This is a genomic window from Streptomyces omiyaensis, assembly GCF_014650895.1.
Lineage (GTDB): Bacteria > Actinomycetota > Actinomycetes > Streptomycetales > Streptomycetaceae > Streptomyces > Streptomyces omiyaensis.
In genome coordinates this window covers 392,983-407,796 of sequence record NZ_BMVV01000004.1, presented here as the reverse complement: position 1 = coordinate 407,796, position 14,814 = coordinate 392,983, and the positions used below count along the sequence as shown (strand labels likewise).

Below are 14,814 nucleotides of genomic sequence, written 5' to 3'. Positions count from 1 at the left end.
GTGAGAGCCGCCGAAGTCTCCACCCCGCCCGCAGAGTTGGAGACTCCGACCGACATGGCCGCTTCGTCCGCTTCGGCACCCGCCGCCCTCCCCTTCGGCGCCCGGCGCCGCGCCTGGCTCACCGACCTCCCGCTGCTGCTCGTCGCCGTCTTCTGGGGCGGCAGCTACCTCGCGGCCAAGGGCATCACCACCGGCCAGACCGTCGTCGCGGTCCTCGTGCTGCGCTTCGCGCTGGTGGTGCCCGTCCTCGTCGCCGCCGGGCGGAAGGGACTGCGGGCGCTGACCGGCGCGCAGTGGCGGGGAGCCGCCCTGCTCGGCGGGATCCTCGCCGGGATCTTCCTCCTGGAGACCTACGGCGTCGTCCACACCTCCGCCACCAACGCGGGCCTGATCATCAGCCTCACCATGATCTTCACCCCGCTCGCCGAGGCCGCCGTCACCCGGACCGGACCGCCGCGCGGCTTCCTCGGCGCCGCCGCGCTCTCCGTCGCCGGCGTCGTCCTGCTCACCCAGGGCGCGGGCTTCACCGCCCCCTCCCTCGGCGACCTGCTGATCCTCCTCGCGGCGGTGGCCCGGACCGTGCACGTCCTCGCGATGGCCCGGATCGAGGCGGTGCGGTCGGCCGACTCGCTCTCCCTGACCACCGTCCAGCTCGGCACCGCCGTGCTCGTCTTCGGCGTGCTCGCCGTCGCGGGCGGCGGCGTCACCCCCTGGACCGCCGCCCTGGACTTCGGCCCCCGCGAGTGGGCCGGACTCGCCTTCCTCTCCGTCTTCTGCACGCTCTTCGCCTTCTTCGTGCAGATGTGGGCCGTCCGCCGCACCTCCCCCTCCCGGGTCAGCCTGCTGCTCGGCACCGAGCCGCTGTGGGCCGCCCTCGCCGGCATCGCGCTGGCCGGCGACCGCCCCGGCCTCCTCGGCCTCGCCGGCGCGGCCCTGGTCCTCGCCGGCACCGCCTGGGGCCGCCGGAGCGCCGAAGCGGACGCCCGTTAGGCTCCGCCGCGGCGCTCCGGCGGCCCCGGGGATCCGTCAGCATCCGCCGGACTTCTCGACCCGCTCCGAGACGATCATCAGGACCAGGCCGAGGGCGGCGATCACGATGTTCGCGAAGACCTCGCGGCCCTCCGGGAACCACACGCGCTCGGTCAGGAGGCGCGTCACGCCCATGAACGGGAACCACCCGTCCGTCAGCTCGCGCACCACCCCGCAGACCCCGAAGACGCTGAGCAGGAAACCGGTCACCTCGAGAAATCTCCTCATGGGGAGAGCCTGGGCGCGCCACCCGGACGGCGGCGTCCGCCGACGGTCCACCGCCGTGCGACCGAAGTATCGATCCGCGCGACTTCGGTCGCGGCCGGGCCCCGCGGACCGGTGCGGCGGGCCCCGGCTGCGTACATTGCGGATATGACGCGAACGGACCGGCAGCGCTGGCTGCTCCCCTCCCACCTGGTCGAACCGGGCGGGTCCGGAGCCGCCCGGCCCCGCCGCACCGTGCGCGACTGGGTCGTCGACACCCTGGTCTTCCTGCTGGCCGCGCTCTTCGGGCTCGTCGCCGCCGACACCAGCGCCGAGTACAACAGCGAGGCCGTCAACCTGGTGGACCAGACCGTCGGTGCCCTCGCCTGCTGCGCGCTCTGGCTGCGCCGCCGGTGGCCCGTCGGGCTCGCCGCCGCGCTCGCCGTCGTCGGCGCCCTCGTCCCGGTCGCCGCCGGGGCGATGCTCGCGGGCCTCTTCAGCGTCGCCGTCCGCCGGCCCTTCCGCGAGATCGCCTGGATCCTCGGGATCGCCCTCGCCGGCTCCGTCGCCACCGTCTTCGTCCGCCCCGACCCCGAGACCGGCACCCTCCTCGGCATCGTCCTCGGCACCGCCCTCACCCTCCTCGTCACCGCCTGGGGCATGCTCGTGCGGGCCCGCCGCCAGCTCGTCGAGGCGCTGCGCGAGCGCGCCGAGCGGGCCGAGGCGGAGGCCGAGCTGCGCGCCGCCCAGGCCCAGCGGCTCGCCCGCGAGGCCATCGCCCGCGAGATGCACGACGTCCTCGCCCACCGGCTCACCCTGCTCAGCGTGCACGCCGGCGCCCTGGAGTTCCGGCCCGACGCCCCGCCCGAGCAGATCGCCCGCGCCGCCGGCGTCATCCGCGACAGCGCCCACGACGCCCTCCAGGACCTGCGCGAGATCATCGGCGTGCTCCGCGCCCCCGGGGAGGAGAGCGGCGGCGGCGACCGGCCGCAGCCGACCCTCGCCACCCTCGGCGCGCTCGTCGACGAGTCCCGCGAGGCGGGCATGACGGTCGTCCTGGACAGCACCGTCGACGACCCCGGCGCGGTGCCGGCCGCCACCGGCCGCACCGTCTACCGCATCGCGCAGGAGGGCCTCACCAACGCCCGCAAGCACGCCCCCGGCACCCGGGTCACCCTCACCCTGCGCGGCGCCCCCGGCGACGGACTCACCGTCGAGGTCCGCAACCCGGCGCCCGACGGGCCCGTCCCGCACGTCCCCGGCTCCGGCCAGGGCCTCATCGGGCTCTCCGAGCGCGCCGCGCTCGCCGGCGGACGCCTCGACCACGGGGCGCCCCCCGGCGGCGGCTTCGCCCTGACCGCCTGGCTACCGTGGCCCGCATGACCATCCGGCTGCTCCTCGTCGACGACGACCCCCTGGTCCGCGCGGGCCTCACCCTGATGCTCGGCGGCGACCCCGCGCTGGAGATCGTCGGCGAGGGCTCCGACGGCGACGAGGTCCCCGAGCTCGTCGCCCGGCTCGCCCCCGACGTCGTCCTCATGGACATCCGCATGCCGAGGGTCGACGGACTGACCGCCACCGAGCTGCTGCGCGGCCGCCCGGACGCCCCCGAGGTGATCGTCCTGACCACCTTCCACGCCGACGAGCAGGTGCTGCGCGCCCTGCGGGCCGGCGCCGCCGGCTTCGTCCTCAAGGACACCCCGCCCGCCGAGATCGTCGCCGCCGTGCGGCGGGTCGCCGCGGGCGACCCCGTCCTCTCCCCGGCCGTCACCCGTCAGCTGATGGGCCACGTGGCCGCCCTGTCCGAGGCCCGGCCCCGCCGGAACACCGCCGCCGAGCGCCTCGCCGGGCTGGCCGACCGCGAGCGGGAGGTGGCCGTCGCCGTCGGCCGCGGCGCCTCCAACGCCGAGATCGCCGAGCGCCTCTACATGAGCGTGCCGACGGTGAAGACGTACGTCTCCCGGCTGCTCGCCAAGCTCGGACTCAACAACCGGGTCCAGATCGCCCTGCTCGTCCACGACGCCGGGCTCCTCGACCGGGAGGACGGCCTCCCGCACGACCGTACCGGCGAGTAGGGTGACGCGGGTGACCGAGCCCACCGCCCTCGCCCTGGCCCGCGACATCCTGCTCGCCCAGCCGTTCAGCCGCCTCGTCGGCGCCGACGTCCGCGCCTTCGGCGACGGCGGCGCCACCCTGGAGCTGCCGATCCGCGAGGACCTGCGCCAGCAGAACGGCTTCGTGCACGGCGGGGTCCTCTCCTACGCCGCCGACAACGCGATCACCTTCGCCGCCGGCAGCGTCCTGGGCGCGGCCGTCCTCACCGCCGGCTTCTCGATCGACTACGTCCGCCCCGCCGTCGGCGTCACCCTCCGCGCCCGCGCCGAGGTGCTCCACGCGAGCCGCCGCCAGGCCGTCGTCCGCTGCGAACTCCTCACCCTCGACGAGGAGGGCGGCGAGACCCTCTGCGCCCTCGCCCAGGGCACCGTCCGCGCCGTCGGCTGACCGACGGGACGCTCCCTAGACGATCTCCTCCACCCGGACCGGCCGGTGCTCGCGCCGGGACCGCTCGCACGCCTCCGCGACCCGCAGGGCCGCCAGGGCCTCGCGCCCGTCGCAGGGGTTGGGGGCCTCGCCGCGCACCAGCCGGACGAAGGCGTCCAGCTCCGCCTCGTACGCGGGGGCGAAGCGCTCCAGGAAACCGGGCCACGGCTTGGGCGGCGGCGCGGGGGAGTGCGGCTCCAGCGAGGTCAGCGGGGTGCGCTCGTCCAGGCCCACCGCCAGCTGGTCGCGGTCGCCCGCCAGCTCCATCCGCACGTCGTAGCCGGCGCCGTTGCAGCGGGTCGCCGTCGCCGTCACCAGGGTGCCGTCGTCCAGCGTGAGCAGCGCGGCGGCCGTGTCCACGTCACCGGCCTCGCGGAACAGCGCCCCGCCCGCGTCCGAGCCCCGCGCGTACACCTCCACGACCTCCCGGCCGGTCACCCACCGCACGATGTCGACGTCGTGCACCACGCAGTCCCGGAAGAGCCCGCCGGAGAGCGGCAGGTACGCGGCGGGCGGCGGCTCCGGGTCCGAGGTCGCCGTCCGTACCGTGTGCAGCCTCCCCAGCCGCCCCGCGCGGACCGCCTCCCTGGCCGCCCGGTAGCCGGCGTCGAAGCGGCGCATGAAGCCCAGCTGGAGCTCGGTGCCCGCCTCCGCCACCGCCGCCAGGGCCGTCAGCGTGCCCGGCACGTCCAGCGCGATCGGCTTCTCGCAGAAGGCCGGCAGTCCCGCCCGCGCGGCCCGGGCGATCAGCTCCGCGTGCGCGGCCGTCGCCGAGGCGATCACCACCGCGTCGAGCCCCCGCCCCAGCAGTGCCGCCACGTCCGGCGCGGCCTCGGCACCCACCGTCCCCGCGACCGCGGCCGCCCGCGCCGGGTCGGCGTCGGCGACCACCAGCGCCCCGACCTCCGGATGCCGGGCGAGCGCCGCCGCGTGAAAGCTCCCGATCCGGCCCGTGCCGATCACTCCGATGCGCATGGGCCCACCGTGGGGGCGCCGTCCGGCGGTGTCAAGGAGGTCCCGCCGCTGGTCCGTACGTAGGTCCCGCCGGAGAGGGGTAGGCCCCCTGGCGAGCGGCACGACCCCCATGACCGATACTGCAATGCACGCAGAAGGACACAAAGGAGGGCACGGCCTCGTGACCAGGCTTCGGACAGGAGGGGTACGCGCCGCGATCGGCGCCGTGCTCGCACTCGCGCTCACGGGAGCGCTCGCCGGGTGCAGCAGCACGGGCGGAAAGCGGGCGGAGGACGCCCGCAAGGCGGCCGCGGCCCAGGGCCGGGCGGCCGTGGACACCCCCCGCTGGACCTTCGCGATGGTGACCCACTCGGGCGACGGCGACACCTTCTGGGACATCGTCCAGAACGGCGCCGAGCAGGCCGCCGCCAAGGACAACGTCAACTTCCTCTACGCCCACAGCGACGAGTCCCAGCAGCAGGCGCAGCTGATCGACTCGTACGTCGCCAAGGGCGTCGACGGGCTCATCGTCACCCTCGCCAAGCCCGACGCCATGAAGGCCGCCGTGGAGAAGGCCGTGAAGGCCGGCATCCCGGTGATCACGGTGAACTCCGGCGCCGAGCAGTCCGAGGCCTTCGGCGCCCTCGCCCACATCGGCCAGGACGAGGCCGTCGCCGGCCGGGCCGTCGGCGAGGAGCTGACCAAGCGCGGGAGGAAGAAGGCGCTCTGCGTCCTGCACGAGCAGGGCAACGTGGGGCACGAGCAGCGCTGCGCCGGCGCCAAGGAGACCTTCGACGGCGAACTGGTCGACCTCTACGTCGACGGCACCAACATGCCCGACGTGAAGGCGTCCATCGAGGCCAAGCTCCAGTCCGACGAGGACGTCGACGCCGTCGTCACCCTCGGCGCCCCCTTCGCCGACGCCGCCGTCCAGGCCGCCAAGAGCGCCGGCAGCACCGCCGAGATCGACACCTTCGACCTCAACGCCAAGGTCGCCGCCGCCCTGGAGGCCGGCACCCTCGGCTTCGCCGTCGACCAGCAGCCCTACCTCCAGGGGTACGAGGCCGTCGACCTGCTCTGGCTCTACCGCTCCAACGCCAACGTGCTCGGCGGCGGCGAGCCCGTCCTCACCGGACCGCAGATCGTCACCGAGGACCAGGCCGCGGAGCTGAAGAAGTACGCGGAGCGGGGGACCCGATGAGCGCCACCGCACCCCCCGCGGGGGGCGACGGCGTCGACCACGTCGACGAACGGCTCCTGCGGACCACCCCGCTGAAGAAGCTCCTCGCCCGCCCCGAGCTGGGCTCGGTCGTCGGCGCGCTCGCCGTCTTCGCCTTCTTCGCGGTGGCCGCCGACAGCTTCCTGCGGCCCGCGAGCCTCGGCACCGTCCTCTACGCGGCCTCCACCCTCGGCATCATGGCCGTCCCGGTCGCCCTGCTGATGATCGGCGGCGAGTTCGACCTCTCCGCCGGCGTCCTGGTCACCAGCTCCGCGCTGGTGTCCTCGATGTTCAGCTACCAGATGACCGCCAACGTCTGGGTCGGCGTCGGCGTCTCGCTCCTGGTCACCCTCGCCATCGGCGCCTTCAACGGCCTCATGCTGACCCGGACGAAGCTGCCCAGCTTCATCATCACGCTCGGCACCTTCCTCATGCTGACCGGCCTCAACCTCGGGCTCACCAAGCTGATCACCGGCACCGTCTCCACCCGGTCGATCGCCGACATGGAGGGCTTCCCCTCCGCCCACTCCGTCTTCGCCTCGACCCTGACCGTCGGGGGCGTGGAGCTGAAGGTCACCATCCTGTGGTGGCTCGGCCTGGTCGCGGTGGCCACCTGGATCCTGCTCCGCACCCGCTTCGGCAACTGGATCTTCGCCGTCGGCGGCGGCGCCGACGCGGCCCGCGCGGTCGGCGTCCCGGTCCACCGCACCAAGATCGGGCTCTACGTGGGCGTCGCCCTCTGCGCCTGGATCGCCGGCCAGCACCTGCTCTTCTCCTTCGACGTCGTCCAGTCCGGCGAGGGCGTCGGCAACGAGCTGATCTACATCATCGCGGCCGTCATCGGCGGCTGCCTGATCACCGGCGGGTACGGCTCGGCCATCGGCTCCGCCGTCGGCGCCCTCATCTTCGGCATGACCAGCAAGGGCATCGTCTACGCCGAGTGGAACCCCGACTGGTTCAAGTTCTTCCTGGGCGCGATGCTGCTGCTCGCGACGCTCCTGAACGCCTGGATCCGCAAGCGCGTGGAGGCCACCAAGTGACCGCGACCCCCCTGGTGGAGCTGACCGGCGTCAGCAAGTACTACGGGAACATCCGCGCCCTCGAAGGCGTCTCCCTGGAGGTCCGGGCCGGCGAGATCACCTGCGTCCTCGGCGACAACGGCGCCGGCAAGTCCACCCTCATCAAGATCGTCGCCGGCCTCCACCGGCACGACGCCGGCACCTTCCGCGTCGAGGGCGAGGAGGTCGTGCTCGCCAACCCGCGCGACGCCCTCGACCGGGGCATCGCCACCGTCTACCAGGACCTCGCCGTCGTCCCCCTGATGCCGGTCTGGCGGAACTTCTTCCTCGGCTCCGAGCCGACGAAGGGCAGGGGCCCGCTCAGGCGGCTCGACGCCGAGCGGATGCGGACCACCACCCGCGAGGCGCTGCTCCGCATGGGCATCGACCTGCGCGACGTCGACCAGCCCATCGGCACCCTCTCCGGCGGCGAACGCCAGTGCGTGGCCATCGCCCGCGCGGTCCACTTCGGCGCCAAGGTCCTCGTCCTCGACGAGCCGACCGCCGCCCTCGGCGTCAAGCAGTCCGGCGTGGTCCTCAAGTACGTCGCCGCCGCCCGCGACCAGGGCCTGGGCGTGGTCCTCATCACCCACAACCCCCACCACGCCTACCTCGTCGGCGACCGGTTCGTGCTGCTCAAGCGCGGCACGATGGCCGCGAGCCACACCAAGGGGTCGGTGACGCTCGACGAGTTGACCCGCCAGATGGCGGGCGGCAGCGAGCTCGACGACCTCCGCCACGAGCTGGAACGGCCCGCCGGGCCCTGACGCGGCGGGCCGCGCCGCCCGCTTCATCACGCGGACCCGACCCCACTCCTGGCAGAATCGAGCCGATGAGCACCTACCGTGACCCCGCCGCCCGGAGCGGTGTCCTGCGGACCGTCGGGACCCGCGAGCGCCGCTCCCACCTGTCGGCGCCCCGGGTGCCGACGGTGGGCATCGACATCGGCGGGACCAAGGTGATGGCGGGCGTCGTCGACGCCGACGGCACCATCCTGGAGAAGATCCGCACCGAGACCCCGGACAAGTCCAAGAGCCCCAAGGTCGTCGAGGACACCATCGTCGAGCTGGTCCTGGACCTCTCCGACCGGCATGACGTGCACGCCGTCGGCATCGGCGCGGCCGGCTGGGTCGACGCCGACCGGGCCCGCGTCCTCTTCGCCCCCCACCTCGCCTGGCGCAACGAGCCCCTCCGGGACGCCCTCCAGGACCGGCTGGCCGTCCCCGTCATGGTGGACAACGACGCCAACACCGCCGCCTGGGCCGAGTGGCGCTTCGGCGCCGGACGCGGCGAGGACCACCTCGTCATGATCACGCTCGGTACGGGGATCGGCGGCGCCATCCTGGAGGACGGCAGGGTCAAGCGGGGCAAGTACGGCGTCGCCGGCGAGTTCGGGCACATGCAGGTCGTGCCCGGCGGCCACCGCTGCCCCTGCGGCAACCGCGGCTGCTGGGAGCAGTACAGCTCCGGCAACGCCCTGGTCCGCGAGGCCCGCGAGCTGGCCGCCGCCGACTCCCCGGTGGCGTACGGGATCATCGAGCGGGTGAAGGGCAACGTCCCCGAGATCAGCGGCCCGCTCATCACCGAGCTCGCCCGCGAGGGCGACGCCATGTGCGTCGAGCTGCTCCAGGACATCGGCCAGTGGCTCGGCGTCGGCATCGCCAACCTGGCCGCCGCCCTCGACCCCTCCTGCTTCGTCATCGGCGGCGGCGTCTCGGCCGCCGACGACCTCCTCATCGGTCCGGCCCGGGACGCCTTCCGCCGCCACCTCACCGGCCGCGGCTACCGCCCCGAGGCCCGGATCACCCGCGCCCAGCTCGGCCCCGAGGCCGGCATGGTCGGCGCCGCCGACCTGGCCCGGCTCGTCGCCCGCCGCTTCCGCCGCGCCAACCGGCGCCGGGTGGAGCGCTACGAGCGGTACGAGCGCTACGCGCAGGCCTTCCGCGCCGGGACCCACGGGCGCGCCTCCCGCACCACCGAGGACCCCGGGGCATGACCGTGCACCACCCGCCCGCCCGTCCGCCCGAGGAGCGCGTGCCCGGGCAGCGGATGCCCGAGGACCGGGGACGGATGATCCGCCGCCGCTGGCTGACGGCGGTCATCATCGTCCTGCTCGTCGGCATCCCCGCCGGCTATCTGGTGATCTCCGCGGGCCAGAGCCGGGACAGCGGCATCGACAAGGAGCGCGAGTCCTCCGTCGTCGGCCTCCAGGACAACTGGCCCTCGCTGATGAAGCGCCGGGTCTTCGAGGTCCCCGTCCCGTCGGGCGCCTCCGGCGTGGCCTACTACGAGACCAGCAACTGGAAGACCAGCCGGCTGTACGTGCAGTTCACCACCACCGCGACCGGACTGGACGCCTTCCTCGCCGAGTCGGGCACCAGCCGGTCCGCGCTCACCCCGGGCCTGATCGCCGTCTCCGACCGGGACGCGGACATCGTCGGCTGGACCTTCCCCGACGGCCTGACCTGGTCGGGCACCACCGTCACCCGCGAGGAGCCGCGCCCGCGCACCGACCTCGCCGTCGACCTCACGGACCCGGCCTTCCCGCGCGTCTTCGCGGTCTCCACCACCAGTCCCTGAGCCCGGGGTGCGGACCGCCCCCGCGCGGGGCACGCTGGACCCCGGCCCCCTTCCGGGCGGCCCGCGCCACCGGACGGAGGCCGATGCGATGGATCCGGTGACGGACTCGCTGGACGAGGTGCACCGACGCCTGGCCGGCCTGCGCGACGGCGAGGTCGCCGACTACATCCCCGAGCTCGCGGGGGCCGACCCGGACGACTTCGGCATCGCGCTGGTCAGCATGGCCGGCCGCACCTACCGGACGGGGCGGGCGGACACCCCCTTCACCCTCCAGTCCGTCTCCAAGCCCTTCGTCTACGCCCTCGCGCTGAGCGACCACGGCGTGGACGAGGTGCTGCGCCGCGTCGGCGTCGAGCCGAGCGGCGACGCCTTCAACGCCATCAGCCTGGAGCCCGGCACCGGCCGGCCCGCCAACCCGATGGTCAACGCCGGCGCGATCGCCACCACCGCGCTCGTCCGGGCCGACGGCGCCGACGACCGCTTCCGGCGCATCCTCGCCCGCCTGTCGGCGTTCGCCGGCCGGGAGCTCGACGTCGACGAGGCGGTGTACGCCAGCGAGGCGGCGACCGGAGACCGCAACCGCGCCCTCGCCTACCTCATGCGGTCGGCCGGTTCGCTGCGCGCCGACCCCGAGGAGACCGTCGACACGTACTTCCGCCAGTGCGCGGTCCGCGTCACCACCGCCGACCTCGCGGTGATGGCCGCGACCCTCGCCGACGGCGGACGCAACCCGGTCACCGGCGTCCGGGTCGTCTCCGAGCCCGACGCCGTCCGCACCCTGGCGGTGATGGCCACCTGCGGCATGTACGACGGCGCGGGCCGGTGGATGCTCGACGTCGGCCTGCCCGCCAAGAGCGGGGTCTCCGGCGGACTCATCGCCGCGGGCCCGGCCCGCTTCGGCGTCGCCGTCCACAGCCCGCCGCTGGACGCCTCCGGCAACTCGGTCCGCGGGGTGGCGGCCCTGCGCGCCATGGCGGAGCGCTTCGGCCTCCACATCATGCACAGCCCGGGGCTGCGCGCGGCGACCGTCACCGGCGCCGAGCGCCTGACGTGCGACGGCGAGGACATCGGCCTGGTCACCGCCCAGGGGATCCTGGAGTTCACCGAGTTCGAGGCGCTCGTGCACGCCGTGCGGGAGGTCACGCCGGCCGCCCCGGGCGGCCTGGTCCTGGACCTGACGGCGGTCACCGAGGTGCTGCCCGGCCCGGCGGCCGGCATGGCCGCGATCCTGGACGACCTCGTCGCGCGCGGCCACCGGGCCGCCGTCGCCGCCCAGGAGGCCTTCGTGGAGGCCGGCGGGGACCGCCCCCGCACCTGGGAGGCGTTCCGCACCCGCGAGGAGGCCCTCGCCTGGTGCCGCCGCCGCTGACCGGGCCGGCGGGCGGGGAGCCGGGCGGCGGTGACCCACAATGGAACCCATGAACAGTTCACCCCGCCCGGACCACAGCCCCCGCCCCGCCGCCGCGGACGACCTCGCGCGGCCGGCCGGCGGAACCCCGGCCCTGCCGCCCGTCGCCTCCTTCGACGAGCTCGGGCTGCCCTCCGCGGTACGGGAACTGCTCACCGCGCACGGGGTCGTCACCCCCTTCCCGATCCAGGCCGCCACCCTGCCGAACGCCCTCGCCGGGCGCGACGTGCTGGGACGGGGCAGGACCGGGTCCGGCAAGACGCTCGCCTTCGGACTGCCGCTCCTCGCCCGCACCGCCGGACTGCGCGCCGAGGCCCGCAAGCCGCGGGCCCTCGTCCTCGTGCCCACCCGCGAGCTGGCCCAGCAGGTCGCCGACGTGCTCGCGCCCTACGCCGGGGCGCTGGGGCTGCGGCTGGCCACCGTGGTCGGCGGCATGTCGATCGGCCGCCAGGCCACGGCGCTGCGCGACGGCGCCGAGGTCGTGATCGCGACCCCCGGGCGCCTCGTGGACCTCGTCGAGCGCAAGGACGTCCGTCTCGACCGGGTCGGGATCACCGTCCTCGACGAGGCCGACCAGATGGCCGACCTGGGCTTCACCGACCAGGTCACCGCCCTCCTCGACCTGGTGCGCGAGGACGGCCAGCGGATGCTGTTCTCCGCCACCCTCGACCGGAACGTCGACCTCCTGGTCGGGCGCTACCTCCACGACCCGGTCGTCCACTCCGTCGACGCCGTGACCGCCTCGGTCGACACCATGGAGCACCACGTCCTCCAGGTGCACGGCGCCGACAAGTACGCCACCGCCACCGAGATCGCCGCCCGCGACGGGCGCGTGATCATGTTCCTGGCCACCAAGGCGTCCGTCGACCGCTTCACCGCCCACCTGCTGGGCAGCGGCGTCCGGGCCGCCGCCCTGCACGGCGACAAGTCCCAGCCGCTGCGGACCCGGACCCTGGAGAAGTTCCGCCGCGGCGAGGTGACCGTCCTCGTGGCCACCAACGTCGCCGCGCGCGGCATCCACGTCGACGACGTCGACCTCGTCGTGAACGTCGACCCGCCGGCCGACCACAAGGACTACCTGCACCGCGGCGGGCGCACCGCCCGCGCCGGCGGCTCGGGCAGCGTCGTCACGCTCGTCCTGCCCGACCAGCGCAAGGAGGTCCTCCGTCTGATGGGCGACGCCGGGCTCAGGCCGCGGGTCACCCAGGTCCGCTCCGGCGAGGCCGAGCTCAGCCGGATCACCGGCGCCAGGGCCCCGTCCGGCGTCCCCGTCGACGGCAGCGCGCCCAGCGCCGAGCGCCCCCGGCGCGGCGGCGCGCAGTTCCGCGGCATGGGCACCGTCCCCGGCAAGCCCGGGCGCGCGAAGAACGAGTCCCGCCGCTCGGCCGAGGAGCGGAAGCTCGCCGAGGCCCGCAAGGCCGCCCGCGTCCGCAGGGGCCACTGACCGCCCGGGCGCCCCGAGCCCGCCCGGGACCGCCCCTCCGTATCCGGCCGGGCGTCCGTGTCCGGTCCGGCGTCCGTACCCGTCCCGGCCGGGCGTCCGTACCCGCCCGGGCCGGTGTCCGCACCGGCCCGGCGCCGTCCCGTCGTCCCGCCGGTGGCCCGGCGGGGTCTTCTCCGTGCGTGAATTCCGCCCCGGCGCCACGCGGGATCCGCGGAGATGAGAGGGTCGGGCGAGTGAGCGAGACACCGACGAACACCCTGCAATACCGAGTCGACGGGCCCGAGGACGCTCCCGTCCTGGTCCTGGGCCCCTCGTTGGGCACCACCTTCCACATGTGGGACCGCCAGATCCCGGAGCTGACCCGGGACCGGCGGGTGGTCCGCTTCGACCTGCCCGGCCACGGCGGCGCCCCCGCCCAGCCCTTCACCTCCGTCGCGGAGCTCGGCGACCGCCTCCTCGCCACCCTCGACGCCCTCGGCGTCCAGCGCTTCGGCTACGCCGGCTGCTCCCTCGGCGGCGCCGTCGGCCTCGACCTCGCCCTGCGCGCCCCGCACCGGGTGGCCTCGCTGGCCCTGGTCGCCACCGCGCCGCGCTTCGGCACCGCCGACGAGTTCCGCCAGCGCGGGGTGGTGGTCCGCACCAACGGCCTGGAGCCGATGGCCCGCACCGCTCCCGAGCAGTGGTTCACCCCGCACTTCGCCGCCAACCAGCCCGCCATCGTCGACTGGGCCGTGCAGATGGTGCGGACCACCGACGCCGCCTGCTACGTCGCCGCCTGCGAGGCCCTCGCGGTCTTCGACGTCCGCGCCGCCCTCGGCAGCATCGGCGTGCCCGCGCTGGTCCTGGTCGGCTCCGAGGACCGGGTCACCGGGCCCGCCGAGGCCCGCACCCTGGTCGCCGGCATCGCCGACGCCAAGCTGGCCGTCGTGCCGGGCGCCTCCCACCTCGCGCCCGTCGAGCAGCCGGCCGCCGTCACCGACCTGCTCCTGGAGCACTTCTCGGCGACCGGCCACGACACCAGCGGCACCCTGGCCGTGCCCCCGCCCGTCCCCGTGGCCGCCCCGGCGCCCACCGATCCCGCCCCCGCCCCGGCCGCCCCCGAGGACGCCGGGGAGGCGCCGGAGACCCGCCCCGACCCGTACGAGAAGGGGCTCGGGCTGCGCCGCGAGATCCTCGGCGACGCGCACGTCGACCGGGCGCTCGCCGACGCGGACGCCACCGACTTCCAGGAGCTCGTCACCCGCTACGCCTGGGGCGAGGTCTGGGCCCGGGAGGGGCTCGACCGGCGCACCCGCAGCGTCGTCACCCTGACGGCGCTCGTCGCCGGCGGGCACCGGGAGGCGCTCGCCGACCACACCCGCGCCGCGCTCCGCAACGGACTCTCGCCCGCCGAGATCCGCGAGATCGTGCTGCACACCGCCGTCTACTGCGGTCTCCCGGCCGCCGAGACCGCCCTCGGCACGGTCGGCCGGGTCATCACGGAGGAGACCACGCCCCCGGCCTAGGCCGGCCCTTGCGGATCCTGCCGGGTCCGCGCCGCCCGGCAGCGCACCCCGCCGCCCCGTCGGGACACCCGGGCGCGCCCGGTACGAGGGCGTGCCCTCCGCCCCGCGCCGCAGGGCACCGGACGACGCGGGCCCGACCGGCACGATCGGGAAGGGACGGCCCGGCACCGCCGGCCGCGTCCGGGCCGGGCCCGCACGCCCGGCGTAGGGTGAGGCCGTGAAGCTGACGAAGAAGTCCCACGCCTGCGTCCGGCTGGAGAAGGACGGGCGGACGCTCGTCCTCGATCCCGGGGTGTTCACGGAGGAGGACGCGGTGCTCGGCGCCGACGCCCTCCTCGTCACCCACGAACACCCCGACCACTTCGACGGGGCGCGGCTGCGGGCCGCCCTCGAAGCCAACCCGGCGGCCGAGATCTGGACCCTGCGCAGCGTCGCCGGGCAGCTCGCCGCCGCCTTCCCCGGCCGGGTGCACACCGTCGGGCACGGCGACTCCTTCACCGCCGCCGGCTTCGACGTAGAGGTCCACGGCGAGCTGCACGCCGTGATCCACCCGGACATCCCGCGCGTCACCAACGTCGGCTTCCTCGTCGACGGCGCCGTCTTCCACCCCGGCGACGCCCTCACCGTCCCCGGCCGCCCGGTCGACACGCTGCTGCTGCCGGTGATGGCCCCCTGGAACAAGATCTCCGAGGTGATCGACTACGTCCGCGAGGTGAAGCCGCGCCGGGCGTACGACATCCACGACGCCCTCCTCACCGACCTGGCCCGGCCGATCTACGACCGGCAGATCGGGGAGCTCGGCGGCGCCGACCACGCGCGGCTCGCGCCCGGCGCCTCCGCCGAGCTGTGAGCGGCCTCCGGGCCGCTGTCGG

General features: G+C 75.2%; 15 protein-coding genes. 13 read left to right on the top strand and 2 right to left on the bottom strand.

Going from position 1 to position 14,814, the window contains the following annotated elements; all coding sequences use genetic code 11:
- The first annotated feature begins 54 nt into the window (after positions 1 to 54).
- Positions 55 to 990 (top strand): DMT family transporter, encoded by a 936-nt coding sequence (locus IE287_RS09995; RefSeq protein ID WP_189848568.1) that lies wholly within the window; start codon positions 55 to 57, stop codon positions 988 to 990.
- A gap of 36 nt (positions 991 to 1,026) precedes the next feature.
- Here IE287_RS09995 and IE287_RS09990 read toward each other — a convergent pair whose 3' ends face one another.
- Positions 1,027 to 1,257, bottom strand: coding sequence for a hypothetical protein (locus IE287_RS09990; RefSeq protein WP_189848567.1), 231 nt, complete (start codon positions 1,255 to 1,257; stop codon positions 1,027 to 1,029).
- A 144-nt stretch (positions 1,258 to 1,401) separates the two neighbouring features.
- Here IE287_RS09990 and IE287_RS09985 point away from each other — a divergent pair, with 144 nt between their 5' ends.
- The 3 genes from IE287_RS09985 to IE287_RS09975 are packed head-to-tail and all read left to right on the top strand — an operon-like array spanning position 1,402 to position 3,735.
- Positions 1,402 to 2,616: a sensor histidine kinase gene (locus IE287_RS09985; protein ID WP_189848566.1), complete on the top strand. Its 1,215-nt coding sequence runs from the start codon at positions 1,402 to 1,404 to the stop codon at positions 2,614 to 2,616.
- Positions 2,613 to 3,308, top strand: coding sequence for a response regulator (locus IE287_RS09980; RefSeq protein ID WP_189848565.1), 696 nt, complete (start codon positions 2,613 to 2,615; stop codon positions 3,306 to 3,308). Before IE287_RS09985 ends, IE287_RS09980 begins: the two co-directional genes overlap by 4 nt.
- A 10-nt stretch (positions 3,309 to 3,318) precedes the next feature.
- Positions 3,319 to 3,735, top strand: a complete 417-nt coding sequence (locus IE287_RS09975) for a PaaI family thioesterase (protein WP_189848564.1) — start codon at positions 3,319 to 3,321, stop codon at positions 3,733 to 3,735.
- A 15-nt stretch (positions 3,736 to 3,750) separates the two neighbouring features.
- Here the strand turns inward: IE287_RS09975 and IE287_RS09970 are convergent, their stop codons facing one another.
- Positions 3,751 to 4,749: a Gfo/Idh/MocA family protein gene (locus tag IE287_RS09970; RefSeq protein WP_189848563.1), complete on the bottom strand. Its 999-nt coding sequence runs from the start codon at positions 4,747 to 4,749 to the stop codon at positions 3,751 to 3,753.
- Between the two features lie 160 nt (positions 4,750 to 4,909).
- Here IE287_RS09970 and IE287_RS09965 point away from each other — a divergent pair, with 160 nt between their 5' ends.
- From IE287_RS09965 to IE287_RS09925, 9 genes are all read left to right on the top strand, one after another.
- Complete coding sequence (locus IE287_RS09965; protein ID WP_189848562.1) at positions 4,910 to 5,929, top strand: sugar ABC transporter substrate-binding protein; 1,020 nt, start codon at positions 4,910 to 4,912, stop codon at positions 5,927 to 5,929.
- Positions 5,926 to 6,987: an ABC transporter permease gene (locus IE287_RS09960; protein ID WP_189848561.1), complete on the top strand. Its 1,062-nt coding sequence runs from the start codon at positions 5,926 to 5,928 to the stop codon at positions 6,985 to 6,987. The genes IE287_RS09965 and IE287_RS09960 overlap by 4 nt, the downstream gene beginning before the upstream one ends.
- The gene (locus IE287_RS09955; RefSeq protein WP_189848560.1) at positions 6,984 to 7,772 is read left to right on the top strand and encodes an ATP-binding cassette domain-containing protein; all 789 of its coding nucleotides are present in this window, start codon (positions 6,984 to 6,986) and stop codon (positions 7,770 to 7,772) included. The genes IE287_RS09960 and IE287_RS09955 overlap by 4 nt, the downstream gene beginning before the upstream one ends.
- Positions 7,773 to 7,837: 65 nt before the next feature.
- Positions 7,838 to 9,001, top strand: coding sequence for an ROK family glucokinase (locus IE287_RS09950; protein WP_189848559.1), 1,164 nt, complete (start codon positions 7,838 to 7,840; stop codon positions 8,999 to 9,001).
- Positions 8,998 to 9,585 (top strand): hypothetical protein, encoded by a 588-nt coding sequence (locus IE287_RS09945; RefSeq protein WP_189848558.1) that lies wholly within the window; start codon positions 8,998 to 9,000, stop codon positions 9,583 to 9,585. The genes IE287_RS09950 and IE287_RS09945 overlap by 4 nt, the downstream gene beginning before the upstream one ends.
- An 88-nt stretch (positions 9,586 to 9,673) precedes the next feature.
- Entirely contained in the window at positions 9,674 to 10,954 is a 1,281-nt protein-coding gene (glsA, locus tag IE287_RS09940; RefSeq protein ID WP_189848557.1) for a glutaminase A, read from the top strand.
- A 49-nt stretch (positions 10,955 to 11,003) separates the two neighbouring features.
- Positions 11,004 to 12,437 carry a DEAD/DEAH box helicase gene (locus IE287_RS09935; protein WP_189848556.1) on the top strand — a complete coding sequence of 478 codons (1,434 nt, stop codon included), beginning with the start codon at positions 11,004 to 11,006 and terminating at the stop codon, positions 12,435 to 12,437.
- Between the two features lie 233 nt (positions 12,438 to 12,670).
- Positions 12,671 to 13,942 (top strand): bifunctional 3-oxoadipate enol-lactonase/4-carboxymuconolactone decarboxylase PcaDC, encoded by a 1,272-nt coding sequence (gene pcaDC, locus IE287_RS09930; RefSeq protein ID WP_189848555.1) that lies wholly within the window; start codon positions 12,671 to 12,673, stop codon positions 13,940 to 13,942.
- Positions 13,943 to 14,159: 217 nt separating this feature from the next.
- Positions 14,160 to 14,792, top strand: a complete 633-nt coding sequence (locus tag IE287_RS09925) for an MBL fold metallo-hydrolase (protein ID WP_189848554.1) — start codon at positions 14,160 to 14,162, stop codon at positions 14,790 to 14,792.
- The last annotated feature ends 22 nt before the right edge of the window (positions 14,793 to 14,814 follow it).

Excerpts from the sequence above, each read along its gene's own strand:
- IE287_RS09995 (WP_189848568.1), top strand. The coding sequence starts at position 55 with ATGGCCGCTTCGTCCGCTTCGGCACCCGCCGCCCTCCCCTTCGGCGCC.
- IE287_RS09990 (WP_189848567.1), bottom strand. The coding sequence starts at position 1,257 with ATGAGGAGATTTCTCGAGGTGACCGGTTTCCTGCTCAGCGTCTTCGGG.
- IE287_RS09985 (WP_189848566.1), top strand. The coding sequence starts at position 1,402 with ATGACGCGAACGGACCGGCAGCGCTGGCTGCTCCCCTCCCACCTGGTC.
- IE287_RS09980 (WP_189848565.1), top strand. The coding sequence starts at position 2,613 with ATGACCATCCGGCTGCTCCTCGTCGACGACGACCCCCTGGTCCGCGCG.
- IE287_RS09970 (WP_189848563.1), bottom strand. The coding sequence starts at position 4,749 with ATGCGCATCGGAGTGATCGGCACGGGCCGGATCGGGAGCTTTCACGCG.
- IE287_RS09960 (WP_189848561.1), top strand. The coding sequence starts at position 5,926 with ATGAGCGCCACCGCACCCCCCGCGGGGGGCGACGGCGTCGACCACGTC.
- IE287_RS09950 (WP_189848559.1), top strand. The coding sequence starts at position 7,838 with ATGAGCACCTACCGTGACCCCGCCGCCCGGAGCGGTGTCCTGCGGACC.
- IE287_RS09945 (WP_189848558.1), top strand. The coding sequence starts at position 8,998 with ATGACCGTGCACCACCCGCCCGCCCGTCCGCCCGAGGAGCGCGTGCCC.
- glsA (WP_189848557.1), top strand. The coding sequence starts at position 9,674 with ATGGATCCGGTGACGGACTCGCTGGACGAGGTGCACCGACGCCTGGCC.
- IE287_RS09935 (WP_189848556.1), top strand. The coding sequence starts at position 11,004 with ATGAACAGTTCACCCCGCCCGGACCACAGCCCCCGCCCCGCCGCCGCG.